Source organism: Veillonella sp. LMAG:90 (assembly GCF_008679445.1).
In the GTDB taxonomy this organism is placed as follows: Bacteria; Bacillota; Negativicutes; order Veillonellales; family Veillonellaceae; genus Veillonella_A.
In genome coordinates, this window is record NZ_NAND01000001.1 from 1842501 (window position 1) to 1860998 (window position 18498).

The window sequence follows — 18498 nt, forward strand, 5'->3', positions numbered from 1 at the left end:
GTTTTCAAAGATCTGCTTCATCGCTTTAACGCGACGTCTTATATAGATTATCACGTCATCAAGTTCATGTCAACCACTTTTTAAAAGTTTTTAAAGCATTTTTAATTAACACTTTTCAAACTATCCTGTTGGTTTTTGTCATGCCTTGTTGCAGCGACTTAATTAGTATATCCATTTGAAGGTTATTCGTCAACCCCTAATTTTTATTTTTTTAAAATTTTTAACCCATGCCAATGATATAGCTCACCGGCATGGGTTTTCTTATTAAGTCGAACTACTTATTTTTAGTTCATGCTGCAATTACGCTACATAGACTACATCAGTATCCGCTTGAATATGCCACGGCACCAAACGCTGCCATTTGACCTTCACCGACTGCTTTAGCTACCTGTAGCGGCGTTCCCACTACATCGCCGGCAGCAAATAAGCCTTTGAAATTAGTTTCCATATGACGATTAACGGCCACTGAATTACCGTCAAGAATCACACCTTCTACCAAATTTTCAGGCGGATACGTATCGCGTAAGAAGAATACGCCATCCACTGTTTTCATACCTTCATTAGTATGAATCGCCGTAACGGCCTTTTCACCTTCTACACTTTGCACAATCGCTTTCTTATGTACTACTACGGAAGACGGCAAGCTGTCCAACCACTCACCGGGCAGTTGTAAAGCCCCGCCAATGTAGAGGTTCATGTTTTTAGCCAGCGAAGCCAACAATTCCACATCCTGCTGATAAGCCAACGTATTAATATATACGGCTATATCTTTGTCTTCAAAAAAGTGTCCGTCACAGCTGGCGCAGTAACTTACACCGCGGCCAAGCAAAGCACGCTCGCCGGGCACGGTTTTACTCATAGCTACACCGGTAGCCAAAATAACACTTTTCGCTTGGAACACATTATCTGCCGTCATCAGTGTAAACGGTTCACCGATAAAAACGGATTGAACACGTTCTTTCACAATAACCGGGTCATAAGCTAATGTCTGTTCCAATAAATTTTCCATAAAATCTATGCCACTGATGGTCATAATCCCCGGAATATTATTGATTTTAGAGGCACGTCGTAATTTATCACCAAAACCGGCGGCTTCAAATAACACCACTGATTTATTGTGAACACGTGCCGTTAAAGCGGCTGATAAGCCGGCGGGACCGCCGCCTACAATAGCCACATCAAAAACTGCCATATCTGTCCCCTTGCATATAAATAGTAAAAAATGACTGACCACTTGCTGTAACAAGTAGTCAGCCCATAAAAAATACCTTGACGGTGACCGCTCGGGGCGTAAAAGTATTTAATCCTTTACATCGTAAAATTTAAAGCCTTGCGCTTCTGCTTGTTGTATTAGTTTTTGTCTTAACGGAACTGCCTTTTTACCGGCAACCTGTTTTGTGAACGAATCTACACGACGATTCGTATCACGCATATCATAATACTGTTCCATTTCTTCATCGTAATCTTCCAAAAGTTCGAGGTACGAGTCAAACACAGTATATGAATCATCAAATACATTAGCTTCACGAGGCATTCGCGGTTTTAATTGCGGCTTCTGATTAGGTACGCCAATGCCGACACCTACTACCGGAAATGTCAGTTCCGGTAATTTCAAAAGTTCGATCATCTTAGGTACATTATTTAAGATACTGCCAAAGAAAACAGTACCGAAGCCACCAAGCTCTGCAGCTGCCACCATGTTTTGAGCGGCTATGGCTGCATCCGTCCAGCCTTGGAAGAAACGATCACTATCACGTTCAATGTCACTCGTTATACCTTGTTCACGAGCTATGCGTGAGTTACGGTACGCATCGACTATAAAGATAAATAGTTCCGGTACCCGTGCTACATACTCTTGGTTGCAAACTTCCGCGATAGCCGCTTTCAATTCGGGATTTACAATGCGGATAATACTAAAGCTTTGCAGGCCCATGCTGGTAGCCGTTCGTTTAGCAATATCCAGTAGTATGCTCAATTGTTGCGGCGGCATAGGACTGGATTTAAACTCACGAATAGTACGATGATTTAATAAAACGTCAATAGGATTCATGGGATCGTCTCCTTTACTAAAATACATCGACTGACAAAGTCAGTGAATTGTATTTTACCACAGATTTCCATCATATTGCACATTAAAATAATTACACACTATGACAAAAATCATACTTATACTGTAAAAGTCATTCAATATCGATACTATATCTACCCCAGTATCTAATATCGAAGTTTCTCTTTTTACAGTAACATTATTTAGTAGGCTTGTCTAGTCCTTAAATAATTAATAAAACAATCAATTATTTAGACAAATCCCCGCTTCCTCCCCAAAAGCCGCCTGCTATTATTCTTAATTCACATATTAAATTTCACGATCATGAATACTATACTTAGAATATAACTAATGCATGGTTATATGTCAAGCAATATATTGTCATGCATAAATCATCAACAAATACTCATACTTATTTGATTTTATACGGTAAATCGTTTATTTTCTTTAATTTTTTATACAATAAATGGCATTCATGAAAATAAAAATTGCCTAAATGTCCATAATTTGCTATACTACATGTATGCTAACGAAATTTATTTTTCAGTTTTCAAAGTAAAAAAGGAGTCATCAAATGAAACTTCAATTAACAAAACATTTAACTCGCGGTCTTTTAATTGCAGCTTTGGCAGTAGGCTTCACCGGCTCTGCTTTGGCCGCTGCACCGGCTGATACAGATGCACAAATTCACGTAAGTGGTACAGCAACCCGCTCCGTAGCGCCAAACTATGCCATTCTTCGTTTAGGTATTACCAGTGAAGCATCTACCGTAGGAGCTGCTAAAACTACTAACGATCGTGTTATGAGTGATTTAATTGCTCGCCTTGCTAATGTAGGCATTACTAAAAATAACATTCAAACATCCTACTTCTCCGTTTCCCCTAAAAACGATTACAGCACTACCCGTGATCGTTCTGCCAACTCTGTTGTAGGTTATACCGTATTCAACTCCGTAGCTGTTCGCATCAATGACTTGAGCAAAATCAGCCAAGTTATCGACAATGCAGTGGCGGCAGGTGCCAATAACATTCAGTCCCTCAGCTTCGAAGCCGATGTAGACCAAGCTTTGAATGACCAATTGACTGCTGAAGCTGTTAAAAACGGTCGTCATCAAGCCGAAGTGATTGCCGGTGCTTTAGGTCAACAGTTGGGCGGTATTAAAGACGCTTCCGTAGGCGGCACTAACACGTACACTATGGAAAGCTCCATGCGTCTTTATAAAGCATCTGATATGCTTGGTTCTTCCACGCCGGTAGAACAGGGTGAAATCACCGTAAGCAAAAATGTTGATTTAACATTCTATGTTCGTTAATTTGCTTCATATAGTGAATCCGTTTAAATAACTGCATAAATACTAAAGCCGAGTTCCGTGGAACTCGGCTTTTTTCGTGCCTGTATAGGCTTGTAAATTAAGGGCCTATAGGACATTTTGAGTTGGTTTTTAGACCGATGAGACTAGTATTTATCTAGTCTCATCGGTCTTTTAAATTTTTTATTAGATTTTAAAGGGTGGACAAAATGAGTTGGTAAAAAGTCTGAAACCCCTTGCTATATAAGGGTTAAATAAGGTTATATCTTTCTAGAAAATATATTTTTTAGGAGGTATTACTTTATGAAAAAAATTAGATGTCCTTATTGTGGTTTTGACTGTATAAAGTATGGAAAAACTCGAATAGGTAGGCAGCGATGGCGTTGTAAAGAATGTCATCAAGTTTTTACTAAGCCTTATGATCATACAAACTCGGATTTTCGCCTTTTTCTTCAATGGTTGTTCAGTAAAAATGTACAAAAAGATATGCCCGGTGCCGGTCGTAATTTTCGCAGAAAAACAGCTAAATTTTGGGAACTTTGGCCTTTACCACCTAAAATTGAAACTCAAAGCTCGATTGTATTCATTGATGGTATTCACCTAGGAAGGAAAGCCTGTATATTAATCTGCTGTGATGAAAAGCATGTATTAGGTTGGTATGTATGCAGAGCTGAGCGAGCGAGGGCTTGGGGGGCTTTGATGAGCCGTATTGCTACGCCCACGGTCGTTGTATCTGATGGTGGTCCCGGCTTTCGGAAGGCATTAAAAAAAGTTTGGCCAAAGGCCAAACTTCAAAGATGTATTTTTCATGCTTTTCAACAAGTAAAAAGGTATACAACAACTCGTCCTAAAACAATTGCCGGTGCAGAGCTATATGGGCTTTCAAATGATTTATTTAAGGTAAATTCTACGACTGCAGCATTACATTGGATTAGAAGTTTAACAGACTGGAAAATTAAGCATAAAGCCTTTTTAGACGAAGTATCTTATGACGAGTATGGAAAACCTAGGTTAAAACATGAAAGACTTTTAAAAGCAGAGCAATCACTTCTTGTATTAATTAAATCTGGTACCTTATTTACCTACCTAGATGATACATTAGACTTTAACTGTCCATCTACTAATAACCGTATTGAAGGTGGCATAAATGCTCAATTAAGAGCTATGCTTCGTAACCATAGAGGAATGAATATTGAAAGGCGAATAAAAGCGGTTTTCTGGTGGTGCTACATGCACTCACCGAAACCGCTTTCACCCGCTGAAATACTCGAGGTTATGCCGACCAACAAAAGTATTTCTAAACTATATGATACCATGAATTCCAGAGAAAAATTAGAAGATTCTATTCCAACCTGGGGCGATGCTATTGTATGGAGTGATTTTCATTTCTCAGATCCATATCCTAACTATCTATGGGATTAAATTACCAACTCAAAATGTCCTATAACCCAAATTAAGCATATACGCCTATATTTTCTTTATTTAGAGTTCTATTAATTATGAGCGACTAACCACAGAGTGGCCAAACAGCCATTACTCTTCCGGTACGATACCCACATGGACAGCTACGATACCACCGGTCAATTCGTAATACGTAGCGTCCTTATACCCCACTTCGTTAAAGTATTCAAGTACTTTTGACTGATGTGGATAACGACGTAACGATTCAGGTAGCCAAGCATAGGATGACTGGTCTTTACTTAACTTACCCAATACAGGCAAGATTTTTTCAAAATACGCATAGTATAACTGTTTAAAACCGAAAACGGTAGGCTTAGCCAATTCTAAAGTTACTACACGGCCGCCCGGTTTAACAACACGCTTCATTTCACTGAGGGTTTTGATGATATCCGGCACATTACGCAATGCAAATGCGCTCATGGCGCAATCGAAAGTGTTGGCGTCATAGGGTAAATTCATAGCATCCCCTTCTACTAAATTTACCTTATCGAGTAAACCGGCCTGATTCAAACGAACTTCACCCTGGGCCAGCATTTCCGGACTAAAATCCAAGGCTTCAATATGAAGACTCGGCATTTGGCGCAATGCTTCTTTCGTCAGCATCCCCGTGCCGCAAGCAACGTCTAAAATATTCATATTTTCAGTTAATGCCATTTTTTCAACGGCAAAACGGCGCCAATACGAATCTTGGTGAAAACTCAACAATGAATTCATAAGGTCGTAATGCTTTGCTATATGTGAAAAAACACCTTGCACATATACTTCCTTTTCCGCATGATTGGAAAAGCTTAATGACTGCTCTCTTGTATTCCCTTGCATATCTTCTTCACTCACAATCTAGTTTAAACCTATATACCTACCATAATACGCTATCAATCGTCCGACTAACTACAATTTACTGCCATTTCAAACTATAATTAATCGATTAATAAATCCTCTACTATATTATTGTACCATATATACCATTTATATTTGATGATTCTTTTCATTATAATGTGTTTCTATAGTATAACTAATAGTTCTCCATTTTGTAAAGTAATTGTGAGCACTAAAAAAATCGATAAATAAGGTCAAACATTTTATTTTAAAGTATATTTTTCAAAATAGACTAATTTTATTCAAATTGCCTCTTGATATTATTCCTTGTCCGTATTATAATGACATATGTCCATTACAAATGCATTATTTTGAGTGTCTAAGGAGAGATTATTATGAAAGCAATTTTACAAGTGTTTAACCGAGTCAAACTGATTTATCAAATCATGATAGGGCTGGTCATCGGTATTTCTGTGGCCCTGATTAATCCGGCTGTTGGTAAAGACTTGTCACTGCTGGGGATTATCTTTGTAGGCGCCTTAAAAGGGATTGCACCGCTATTGGTATTCTTCCTTGTTATTGCTGCCGTTTGCCGCCATCGGGCCGATCAAAAAACCGGCATGAAAAAAATCATCGTCATGTATATGGTAGGCATGTTCTTATCAGCATTAATTGCTGTTTTTGCCAGCTACCTCTTCCCGGCCACTCTACATTTAGTGACTGCAGCTGAAGATGCCAAAGCTCCACAAGGCATCGCGGAAGTATTGATTACTTTATTACGTAATATCGTAGATAATCCGCTTCATGCTATCATGACCGGTAACTATATCGGTATTTTAGGTTGGGCTGTTGTTATTGGTTTTGCCCTTCGTCATGCAACAGAAGAAGTAAAAAGTGTATTCGTAGGAATTTCCGATGCTATTACCATGGTAGTTCAATGGGTTATCCGCTTGGCTCCATTCGGTATTATGGGGCTCGTTGCCGAATCTATTTCCACCAGCGGTATTGAAGCATTAGTTGAATACGCTGTATTATTAGGTACTTTATTGGGTAGCATGTTCTTCGTGGCCTTAGTTGTAAATCCTATCATTGTTTACATTGTTATGCGTCGTAATCCGTTCCCGCTTACTTTTAAATGTTTACGTGAATCCGGTATTACTGCCTTCTTCACCCGCAGTTCCGCTGCCAATATTCCGGTTAACATGAATATGGCCAAACGTCTCGGCTTATCCCCTGATACGTATTCTATCGCGATTCCGCTTGGGGCAACCATTAACATGGCCGGTGCTGCCATTACAATTGGGTTATAGGACATTTTGAGTTGGTAATTTAATCCCATAGATAGTTAGGATATGGATCTGAGAAATGAAAATCACTCCATACAATAGCATCGCCCCAGGTTGGAATAGAATCTTCTAATTTTTCTCTGGAATTCATGGTATCATATAGTTTAGAAATACTTTTGTTGGTCGACATAACCTCGAGTATTTCAGCGGGTGAAAGCGGTTTCGGTGAGTGCATGTAGCACCACCAGAAAACCGCTTTTATTCGCCTTTCAATATTCATTCCTCTATGGTTACGAAGCATAGCTCTTAATTGAGCATTTATGCCACCTTCAATACGGTTATTAGTAGATGGACAGTTAAAGTCTAATGTATCATCTAGGTAGGTAAATAAGGTACCAGATTTAATTAATACAAGAAGTGATTGCTCTGCTTTTAAAAGTCTTTCATGTTTTAACCTAGGTTTTCCATACTCGTCATAAGATACTTCGTCTAAAAAGGCTTTATGCTTAATTTTCCAGTCTGTTAAACTTCTAATCCAATGTAATGCTGCAGTCGTAGAATTTACCTTAAATAAATCATTTGAAAGCCCATATAGCTCTGCACCGGCAATTGTTTTAGGACGAGTTGTTGTATACCTTTTTACTTGTTGAAAAGCATGAAAAATACATCTTTGAAGTTTGGCCTTTGGCCAAACTTTTTTTAATGCCTTCCGAAAGCCGGGACCACCATCAGATACAACGACCGTGGGCGTAGCAATACGGCTCATCAAAGCCCCCCAAGCCCTCGCTCGCTCAGCTCTGCATACATACCAACCTAATACATGCTTTTCATCACAGCAGATTAATATACAGGCTTTCCTTCCTAGGTGAATACCATCAATGAATACAATCGAGCTTTGAGTTTCAATTTTAGGTGGTAAAGGCCAAAGTTCCCAAAATTTAGCTGTTTTTCTGCGAAAATTACGACCGGCACCGGGCATATCTTTTTGTACATTTTTACTGAACAACCATTGAAGAAAAAGGCGAAAATCCGAGTTTGTATGATCATAAGGCTTAGTAAAAACTTGATGACATTCTTTACAACGCCATCGCTGCCTACCTATTCGAGTTTTTCCATACTTTATACAGTCAAAACCACAATAAGGACATCTAATTTTTTTCATAAAGTAATACCTCCTAAAAAATATATTTTCTAGAAAGATATAACCTTATTTAACCCTTATATAGCAAGGGGTTTCAGACTTTTTACCAACTCATTTTGTCCACCCTTTAAAATCTAATAAAAAATTTAAAAGACCGATGAGACTAGATAAATACTAGTCTCATCGGTCTAAAAACCAACTCAAAATGTCCTATAGGCCTTACAATTACCATTATGACATTGGCAGCCGTTAATACCCTTCATATTCCGGTTGATTTTGCTACCGCTATCCTATTAAGTATTATTGCTACCATCGGTTCTTGCGGTGCTTCCGGGGTTGCCGGCGGTTCCCTCTTGTTGATTCCGCTTGCTTGTAGCTTATTCGGTATCTCCAATAATATCGCCATGCAAGTAGTTGGTGTAGGTTTCATCATCGGTGTTCTTCAAGACTCCACAGAAACTGCCCTTAACTCGTCCACGGATATTCTCTTCGTGGCGGCTGCCGATTTTGCCGAACACGGCTATCCTGAAAATATCAATGAAGATCAATCTAAAGTGGTAGTCGATAAAACAATCGAAGCATAAATAGTTAAATAGTTATCATTTCTATCACCTACATAAAAGGATGACCGTTCCTCAGCTGAGGAACGGTCATCCTTTTATTTCGTCCTATAAACCTATTTTAAAGATCTACCGATACTTTAACCGTGAATATTTTCAGTACCCGTATAGCTATGCTCCGGTGTAATTGTCACTACATAAGATGGATCCATGGCCTGCAAAATATTAGTAATTGATTTAGCAATCACATCCATCCGTTGACGATCGTCGTAAGGTACAACCAAATCAAATATGATATGTAATTTATCATCGCTTTGCACAGTTCGTAAATCATGAAGGCTCAATTTCTCATCATACGCCTTAACAACCGAGTGAATCTTATCATATAAAGCCATAGATTCTTTTGTGATTAAAAGCGGATCCATATGAATCGTCAACTGAATATATAACTGTTTACGCGCATCTCGTTCAATGCGGTCAATCAAATTATGACTTTTTATAACGTCTTCTTTCGCATCTACTTCGACATGAATGCTGGCAAAAACATGACCGGGGCCGTAATCATGAATCATCAAGTCATGAATGCCTAAAACGCCCGGATAGGATTTTACAAAATTGGCAATATCATTAACCATTTCCGGACTCGGTTCATTGCCCAACAAACGATTGATGGCATCGGACAATACATGATAACCTGCACGAGCAATCATTAAGGATACGATAGCACCTAAATAACCGTCAATAGGAAAATCTAAAAGCCCTCCTACCAAAAGACCTACGGTAATGCCTAAAGTTGCCCACACATCGGACAAACATTCCAAACCGTTGGCCTGCAAAATCGGTGAATTAATACGAATCCCCACATTTTTGAAGAAAGTGTAGAGCCAAACCTTTAGACTCATGGCACATAGCATCACAACGAAAGCTAACACCGAAAACTCAACCACTTGCGGGTTCATGATTCTATCGAAGGCTTCCAAAAATAATTGCGTTGCCAAAACAAATAAGAGTATGGAAAAACCAATAGATAACAGATATTCGATTCGACCATGGCCATAGGGATGCTCCCGATCTGCTTGCTTAGCAGAAAAACGGAAGCTAAAAAAAGATATAGCCGAGCCGCCCGCATCAGCCACATTATGGATACCATCACTAATCATGGCAATGGATCCAACCAGCAAGCCGACTACAATTTCACCTATACAAATAATTAAATTCGTAATAATACCTACAAGACTTGTTAAATTACCATATCTTGTGCGCACCGTCGGTGCTTTCACACTGTCATAATCTTTAACAAACCATCGTATTAACTGCTCTTGCATATATTGCCACCCACCAATTTTAAACCTTTAAAATCACACACATAACTCAAAACACATCAACGTCAAGCCCAAAAGGGACATAAAATGCGTCGTGCCGTGTCAATTACTCGACCTGTGCACTCATCTCTCAATGAATAATCATTATCTACTTAAGATAGTATATACCATTTCTCAATGATTATCAATATGTATTTTTGTAAAAAATACCCTCCTCAAGAAACGTATGATAAAAAGTTTGTAAATAAAACTTCTACTATATAATACGCCTCATTGAGGAGGGTTTCAAATTATATTATGTGTTTAAAATATTGAATTTTTGAATTTTAAAGTTCAGCTTACCAGCGATGCTCATAGTATACTTGAGTCCACATTACCACTTCCGAAAGAGCCGGATGCGGAGCCATCGTTTCGCCCACAGTTTTAACGGAATGAGGATCCATTTTACGAACCAAACCTTCACTGCGAAGCTGCTTCGTCAACGCAGAACCGATTTCTTCATTAATCGCCGTTAACGGTGTGTCGCCACTGTTCATGAGGTTAACATATGGTTGGAACAAAATAGACGCTTGCGGCCCAATTACGTGAACTCCTAAGATATTATTCGTCTTAGTATCTACTACGATTTTTACAAAACCGTCGTTTTCATCACCCGGATCAAAGCCCATAGCAAAACCCTTTGCGGAAGAAGAATAGAAATTCTTGCCGGTTTTTACACTGTAACCCTGTTCAATCGCTTCTTTTTCAGTAAGACCTACATGACCTACTTGCGGATAGGTATAGGTAACGGCCGGGATTACATCATAACGAGCCCAACGGAAATCCTGCGGCGATGTTGCATGATACAAATTATGAGCAATAATATCCGCTTCATAGTTGGCCTTATGACGGAATGGTGCTTCCCCGTTCACATCACCCATAGCATAAACGCCGTCAACCGACGTTTCCAAAAATTCGTTAGTTACAATCCAGCCGCCACGTTTAGTTTTGATGGAAGTATTTTCCAATTTCAATTCTTCCGTAGCCGGTTTGATACCGGACGCCATGAGAATTTCTTCCCCGCGCACTTCACGAATTTCACCGGTTTTACGGTCACGAATTACCACAACTTTTTCGCCGTTTTCAACACGTACTTCTTCCGGTTCCTGATTCAAAATGACTTCAATACCCAAACGAGTCAAATCTTTATAGATTTGTTCGGAAATTTCTTCGTCTTCCTTCGGAAGTAAACGCACATTATGTTGAATTAAAGTTACTTTCGTACCGGCTGCGGCAAATACGTGAGCAAACTCGGTACCGATAGGACCGCCCCCCATAACAACCAAGGATTTAAACGGTTTATTCGGATATTTATCACCGAAGAGGCTTTCACTGCTCATATAGCCAGCTTCTTCCAAACCTTTAAGCGGATTAATCTTAGTATGACCACCTACGCCCAATACGATAATCGGTGCGGTAATTTCTTCGGTCACTTCACCGCTGTTCATGGTAACTGTCAAAACTTTATCTTTTACAAAAGTAGCGGCGCCGCGATACAAATCAACATTATCGAACTTATCGTAGTAAGCTTCAACACCCTTGCTTTCATCGATTTTTTGCCAAACTCGTTTGGACATCAAATCCCAATTGATAGTAGCCGGTTGTACCTGCACACCGATTTTAGGCAGTTCCTCAATTTCACGAACCGCATCAGCTACGGTAACCATTACTTTGGTCGGAATGCAGCCGCGAGTCAAGCAAGTACCGCCAAATTTGCCTTTCTCAATAATAGCTACTTTTTTACCTTTAGCTATGGCTGCGTCGGCTACAATGGAAGCGCCGCCGGTGCCGATAACAATAAGATCATATGTCTTCATATTAAAACCTCCGTTTTAAATATTTTATGATTTACAATCAATAATTATAATCAATTACTTTATAACCTATTATATCATATCGATACATATAAATAAAGAGATGTATACATTAATTATTTCAAGTAATTTTGCAATTATATAGATGTTGATTTATACGTAAAAACTCTCTGTACCGGTACTTTATAGCGAGTTTTTTGTACCGATATACAGAGAGTTTTCACAGAGGCTATATCAAGTCAATATTCAAATTATATAGACCTTTATGAGGTCCGAACCGGGTACGCCCGGTTGAATCTTAAAGTATATCCTCTTATATCAAATTATGACCGAGAACTAAATTAAATATCGAGGTCTACAACAGCTTCTACAGCTTCCAATAAAGTACCGTCAGCAACAATAGCTGTTACTTTTTCTAATTCTTTGAACATTTCAATGTCTTTGTCATAGTCGATAAATTTATTGGATTCACGGACTGCTTTATAAGCAGCTGCTGTGCCCACACCTAATTGACCGCTGTCTTCGCGTAAATCAATAGCCTGACAAGCTGCCAAGATTTCGGTTGCCACTACACGGCGAACGTTTTCAGCAATTTCCCCTGCCTTACGGCCGGCATGAGCACCCATGCTTACCAAGTCTTCCTGGTTTTCACAAGAAGGAATGGAGTCAACGGAAGCCGGATGAGCAAGTACTTTATTTTCACTTACTAAGGCAGCCGCTGCATACTGAGTAATCATGAAGCCGGAGTTTAAGCCGGAGTGTTTAACGAGAAACGATGGGAAACCGCTCAACGAATTATTGAGAAGCCGTTCCAAACGACGTTCCGAAATATTAGCAATTTCCGCTAAGCCGATGCCGAGGAAATCAAATGGCAATGCCATTGGTTCACCATGGAAATTACCACCGGAGATTACATCGCCATCCGGTAAAATAATCGGATTATCGGTTACGGAGTTAATCTCAATATCTACTTTTTCTTTTACAAAAGCCAACGCATCTTTGGAAGCACCGTGAACTTGCGGTACACAACGTAAGGAGTACGGATCTTGTACACGTAACTCACCTTGCTGCGTAATATAGGTACTGCCTTTAAGTAATTCGCGCATATTATGAGCCGTATCTAATTGGCCTTTATGAGGACGAATCGTATGAATGCGTTCGTCATAGGCGTTAATAATACCACTCATAGCTTCAGCCGATAAGGCCGCTGCTACGTCGCTTAATTTTAACAAGCACATACCTTCCCAAAGAGCCAAGGCCCCTACGGCTGTCAAAACAGGGGTACCGTTAATGAGTGCCAAACCTTCTTTAGCTTGTAAGGCAATAATAGGGATGCCCGCTTTATCCATAGCTTCTTTACCGGTCAAAAGCTGACCTTCATATTCCGCATCACCAAGGCCAAGCATCGGTAATACCATATGAGATAACGGCGCCAAATCGCCGGATGCACCAAGGGAACCTTTTTCAGGGATATACGGATGAACGCCTTTATTAATCATGTTGATTAACGTTTCCAAAGTTTCCAAACGAATGCCTGAGTACCCTTTTACTAATGCATTAGCACGAATGAGCATCATCGCACGAGTTGCTTCACGGCTAAATGGTTTACCAAAGCCACAAGAGTGGGTACGAATTAAGTTTTCCTGTAACTGCGAGCAATCTTCTTTGGAAATATGCACGCGGCATAAGGAACCGAAACCGGTGGTTATACCATATACAACCGAATTGCTGTTTACAATATTATCTACGATGGCACGTGATTTTTTGATGCTTTCTATAGCTGATTCTGCCAATTTGATTTTAGCATCATAGCGGGCAACCGCTACTAATTCAGCTAAAGTAAGATCATGACCTGTCAAAACAACTTCTTTAATGGATTTTACGGCTTTAATCATACGTTACATCTCCTATTACATCAATTTACTACGTCTATTTACATTGACCCGACATTCTTTGTTATTATAAACTGCTGAGAAAAACACTATTAACTGTGATTACCTGTTAACCAAGCATTAAAGCACCGATAACGCCGCCTACAAAGAGCGTAATATCGTAGAAAATAAAGGTTGGTACACAAGTATCCCAAATATGATTATGCTGACCGTCTGCATTCAAACCGGATGTCGGTCCCAACGTGGAGTCAGATGCAGGTGAACCGGCGTCGCCTAAAGCAGCTGCGATACCAATTAAAAGGATAATGGCAGGAACACCAAAACCTAATTCAAAGCCCATTGGAATATAAATGGAAGCAATAACCGGAATTGTACCGAAAGAAGTACCGATACCCATGGTAATTAATAAACCAACGGCTAACATAAGAATAGCGCCGGCCATTTTAGTATCGATAACGGAAGTTGTTGCTTCTACTAAAGATTGAACCGATTGAGTTTCACGAAGTACATTGGCATAACCGGCCGCAACGAGCATTACGAATGCAATGAAGCCCATCATGCGAACGCCACCGTCCATCATAAGGTCCATATCTTTCCATTTAATACAACCGGTAAGTAACATAACTAAGAGACCGCACATGGCCCCGATTGGTAAGGATTGGAAGTAAAGCTGAGCGCCAAAGGCAACAGCAGCACCCAATAAAGCCAACCAGCATTCTTTAGTCATAGTAACATCATCAGGATTTTCATCGGCACCGATAACCGGTAAATCTTCATAATGTCTGTCGCGAGCGTAGAAGAATACCGCAAGAACAAGACCTACCAACATGGAAACGCCGCCAATCCACATAACGGCTGAAATATCTTGAATAGAAACATCTACACCGTTTGCTACCATTTGGTCTTTAATAATTGTCATAAATAAAAGACCGAAACCAACCGGTAAGCTTACATACGGTGCTTTAAGACCGAATGTTAAGGCACAGGCTACAGCACGACGATCCAAATTCATATGATTCATTAATACCAAGAGTGGCGGAATTAAAATAGGAATGAATGCGATATGTACAGGAATTAAGTTCTGAGAGAAACAAGCTACAAAGGCAATTAAAAATACAAAGGCGATTTTCTTGTTCCCTACAACTTGAGTAATTTTACGGGATGCTACACCGGCCAAACCGGAACGACCGATAGCTACGGCCAAGGCACCTAACAAAATATAGCTCAATGCTGTTTCAGAGTTACCGCCCATACCGTTAATGAGCGATCCTACGGTGTCTTCAATAGACATCCCGCCGATTGTACCGGCTACTATAGCAGCCACAATTACGGCTAACAGAACGTTCATTTTGAGCAAACAAATGACTGACATGACAATAACTGATACCACTATCGGGTTCATTAAAATATCCATACAGTTTCAACTCCTTTGCTAACCTTTCAAAATCAGTAAAGTAAATGTGTCCGGTCTGAGTAAATATTTACTTTTTTATAGTATACTTTAAATTTGTCGTAAAATGGTCAAAGTTTTTCAAACCTCAAAAATATGTCATTAAGTATCAAATAGAATAATCTGAAAAAAGTCCGTAAAAATAAGAGCCCGTCAATTTTAAAATTGACATTTTCCAGACGATTTTTATCATGTTAAAATGCTAAATCACAAAACAGAAAAAGAGATTGTAACGAAAATCCCAAATTCCACTTGGAACTTCATTACAATCTCCCTAAACTTACGAAGCTTCATTCATAGCTTCATTCATAGTTGCTAATTACGAAGCTTCATTCATAGCTTCTAATTTTGCTCTTTCATAGGTATCGCGGTATAAATCCAAATAGCGTAAAGCCCGACCGCTATACATGCCGATACTGCCGCGATAACGCTTAGTAACTTCGGATTGCGGATATTCATGCTTAATTAAAGCAATGGCCATATTCACATACCCTACTTCCTGCGGATTATTCATCATCGTTAATTTTGCCATCGCTTCATCAATGTACTTCAAGGCGCCTTCTTGATTGCCTTCGCGCATAGCTAACAAGGCCAAGTACGATTCAACGATTGGGCGACGCCAATAGAAATCATAACGATTAAAGAATTCATAAGCCTGTTCAAAATAAACTTGTGCTTTGTCAAACTGCCCTAAGTTATAGGCCGCAATGCCCGCATTACAGGAAAATACTACCCAGGAACTGTAAGCCTGTTGATCATTACAAATAGCTAACGCTTTATCATAATACTCAATGGCTTCTTCAAATTGCCCACGGCCGCGACGGATTTCACCGATATAATTATAGGCTGCCGCAATATTTAAGGCATAACGACGAGCCACCGTTTGTGTTACCATAAACGTAGCAATGGATTCATTGAGAAGCCGTTCCGCTTCTTCAAAGTCACCTTGCATAATCATATTTAAGCCTTTAAGACGTAAAAGTATCCCTACTTCCTTATGGTAGTTACATTCTACGGCCAAATCCAAAGCAATTTCCAAATAGTTTTTCATTTCATTGGTATTACCTGTTTGGATATCGTAGTAAATCATCTGTTTATACCCCATGAGAGTATAATCGCGATTACGCATTTCAGATGCTTGTTCAATCAAATCAAGAATATAGCGAACCCCTTTTTCATATTTGCCTTCACGAATGAAATAACGTCCGATTAAGTGCAAATACATAAGTTCCAAATTCTTCACTTCCGTTGTAGCACCGCAGGTTTCACGAATGCGTTCCATCATTTTATCCACATCACTCAGATATTGTAAGGTATCCGCTTCCGTAAAATAACTGGCCCCACCGGTCTGCATCGGTTCGGACAGACTGAGTACCGGGAAGAGTTCATGACTGAAGTTCAAGTAATACATGAGCCCTTTCAGTTTATAGTGCCCCATTTTAACCAATTCGCCGGCCTGTTCATAGTGATATTCCAAATGCTTGTAAATCACTACGTCCTTTTTGGAGTGAGTTAAGCGTTTTTCCCATAAGGAGCCCAAATAACCATGTAAAATTTTCCATTTTTCCGGTGATAATTGCTGTTGAATAAATTCTTTCAACTTCTGCTGACTGATTTCATATAAAACATCCGCTTGTTGTGAAAACGGCGTTATCATATTCTTCGCTTCCAACGCTTCCAAATATTCCAACAGGCGTAAGGTGTCCATTTTCATATATTCACTGATCATGGAAATCGGCGCACCATTATAAAACAGCGAAATAAAATCAATAATTTTCTGCTGCTCTTCCGTTAAGGATAAATAATTGGCCTTAAACAAGGTTGCCATATTATTAGTCAATTTATCTAAGCTGCCTGTAGTCTTAAGCGAATTTAAACATTCATTGAGTAAAAATAAATTGCCTTCTGTTTCCAATTGTAATTTGTTAATTAAATTTGCATCTGTAGGAATGTTTAAACCGGCCGCTTCCACATATTGCTGAATATCTTTCTTGGATAACGGATTTAACTGTGTTACATGAAGACGTTTATAGACGGCAATAGACGTGATAAAATGTTGAAAATCTTTTTCACGGGAATCGCGGCCCGTCATAAGGAACAGAATCCGATCCGATTGTTTGCGCAGGATTAAACTGCTCAAAAGGGACAAACTGAGCGGGTCCATCCACTGAATATCTTCAAATACAATAATTAACTTTTTATTGGCCGATGCCACATCAAGCACGGTTGACAACGTATGAAAGATAGAATCAAACTTCAAGATGTCCTTAATTTCCACCAAACCTAAATCGCGGTCAATACTCATGTCCATTTGTGGGAACAAAGTATATAAACGACTCAGTTCAAAATCAGGAATCATGGTTCCGTTTTCTTCCAATAATTTAACAAGACCATTTACAATTTCTGTCCACGGATGCAGTAAAAAATTACGTTCCAACTGATAACAATTAGTCTGAATAACCGTCACTTCATCCTGTAAGCTGTCGAGCGCAATATCCTTAAGCATCGTTTTACCACTCCCCGCATCGCCTAATAAAATCAATGCTTCACCGGCACGACCACGCATAAAGGACCAAATATGAGCCGTCATATCTTCCAATTCTTTTTCACGGCCAATAGGAATCGCTATACGATGAGAGCGGTTCTGGAATTTCTTCTCTTCCTGTTGCAACGCATCTTTAATAATGGCATCAATATCAGCCAAAGCATCAGACTGCATGTCCCCTTGGAAAAGCTCTTTCATTTCTTCGTAGAGCTCCATAGCCTGCTGCATCTTGCCCTGTTCGCAATAAGCGCGCAGTACGATAGCATACACATTCTCATCATACGGATTCTGAGCTATCAAAAGCTGACCATGCCGTTCAATTGTATTGTAGTCTTTTTCGGACACGGCAATCTGCAATTTTTCGGCAATAGCATCCATATATAGATTTTTTAACCGACTTCTTTCGGCTAAGTACCAATCTTCATATTCCACGGAATCCTTGATGAAAAAGCCCTGCAAAAATTCACCTTTATATAAATCCAACTGCCCCACCGGATCGGCTTCGAACAGTTTACTGTCAATTTCCACATCCACCGCCGGATTGACTTTAATAATCGCTTTACGTGGTGAAATAAACGTATCGGCCCCCAGTATTTTCTTTGCTTCGTAAATTGCATTGCGGAGATTTTTACGAGCTACCGCATCCGGTTTATCAGCCCATAAAATACCGCTTAATTCATCACGCATAACGGTCCCGCGCACCAGAATGTAATACACTAATGCATTGACCTTATTATAGGAGAAAAATACCTCTTCCCCATCCTTGAGAATCTCAGGAGTTCCCAAAAAACGCACTACCAATTTTGCTGCCATAAT

At 39.6% G+C, this 18498-nt stretch carries 11 protein-coding genes and 2 pseudogenes; 4 read left to right on the forward strand and 9 right to left on the reverse strand.

Features of this window, described 5'->3' with window-relative positions; genetic code table 11:
• Positions 1–319: 319 nt before the first annotated feature.
• A complete protein-coding gene (locus tag CCC71_RS08155; RefSeq protein ID WP_021840270.1) occupies positions 320–1192 on the reverse strand; it encodes an NAD(P)/FAD-dependent oxidoreductase in 873 nt (290 codons plus the stop codon).
• 108 nt (positions 1193–1300) lie between these two features.
• Positions 1301–2050 (reverse strand): NADPH-dependent oxidoreductase, encoded by a 750-nt coding sequence (locus CCC71_RS08160; protein WP_021841389.1) that lies wholly within the window; start codon positions 2048–2050, stop codon positions 1301–1303.
• Between the two features lie 571 nt (positions 2051–2621).
• Between CCC71_RS08160 and CCC71_RS08165 the strand changes: the two genes are divergently transcribed.
• Positions 2622–3359: an SIMPL domain-containing protein gene (locus tag CCC71_RS08165; RefSeq protein ID WP_021841388.1), complete on the forward strand. Its 738-nt coding sequence runs from the start codon at positions 2622–2624 to the stop codon at positions 3357–3359.
• Between the two features lie 300 nt (positions 3360–3659).
• Positions 3660–4778: an IS1249 family transposase gene (locus tag CCC71_RS08170; RefSeq protein WP_295241471.1), complete on the forward strand. Its 1119-nt coding sequence runs from the start codon at positions 3660–3662 to the stop codon at positions 4776–4778.
• 111 nt (positions 4779–4889) lie between these two features.
• On the opposite strand, the gene CCC71_RS08175 is transcribed toward CCC71_RS08170, so the two are convergent.
• Positions 4890–5636, reverse strand: coding sequence for a class I SAM-dependent methyltransferase (locus CCC71_RS08175; protein WP_021841387.1), 747 nt, complete (start codon positions 5634–5636; stop codon positions 4890–4892).
• Between the two features lie 392 nt (positions 5637–6028).
• Here CCC71_RS08175 and sstT point away from each other — a divergent pair.
• A pseudogene (gene sstT / locus CCC71_RS08180) lies at positions 6029–6934 on the forward strand (serine/threonine transporter SstT); the annotation flags it as partial.
• 28 nt (positions 6935–6962) lie between these two features.
• Here sstT and CCC71_RS08185 read toward each other — a convergent pair.
• Entirely contained in the window at positions 6963–8081 is a 1119-nt protein-coding gene (locus CCC71_RS08185; RefSeq protein WP_296333422.1) for an IS1249 family transposase, read from the reverse strand.
• Between the two features lie 197 nt (positions 8082–8278).
• On the opposite strand from CCC71_RS08185, the pseudogene CCC71_RS08190 reads away from it, so the two are divergent.
• A pseudogene (locus tag CCC71_RS08190) lies at positions 8279–8644 on the forward strand (cation:dicarboxylate symporter family transporter); the annotation flags it as partial.
• Between the two features lie 116 nt (positions 8645–8760).
• On the opposite strand, the gene CCC71_RS08195 reads toward CCC71_RS08190, so the two are convergent.
• From CCC71_RS08195 to CCC71_RS08215, 5 genes are all read right to left on the reverse strand, one after another.
• Positions 8761–9945: a cation diffusion facilitator family transporter gene (locus tag CCC71_RS08195; protein WP_021841385.1), complete on the reverse strand. Its 1185-nt coding sequence runs from the start codon at positions 9943–9945 to the stop codon at positions 8761–8763.
• A gap of 335 nt (positions 9946–10280) precedes the next feature.
• Complete coding sequence (locus CCC71_RS08200) at positions 10281–11798, reverse strand: dihydrolipoyl dehydrogenase family protein (RefSeq protein ID WP_021841384.1); 1518 nt, start codon at positions 11796–11798, stop codon at positions 10281–10283.
• A 338-nt stretch (positions 11799–12136) separates the two neighbouring features.
• Positions 12137–13690, reverse strand: coding sequence for a histidine ammonia-lyase (gene hutH / locus CCC71_RS08205; protein ID WP_021841383.1), 1554 nt, complete (start codon positions 13688–13690; stop codon positions 12137–12139).
• Between the two features lie 106 nt (positions 13691–13796).
• Positions 13797–15101: a Na+/H+ antiporter family protein gene (locus CCC71_RS08210; protein WP_156704619.1), complete on the reverse strand. Its 1305-nt coding sequence runs from the start codon at positions 15099–15101 to the stop codon at positions 13797–13799.
• Between the two features lie 355 nt (positions 15102–15456).
• Positions 15457–18495 carry an AAA family ATPase gene (locus tag CCC71_RS08215; RefSeq protein WP_021841381.1) on the reverse strand — a complete coding sequence of 1013 codons (3039 nt, stop codon included), beginning with the start codon at positions 18493–18495 and terminating at the stop codon, positions 15457–15459.
• Between the last annotated feature and the right edge of the window lie 3 nt (positions 18496–18498).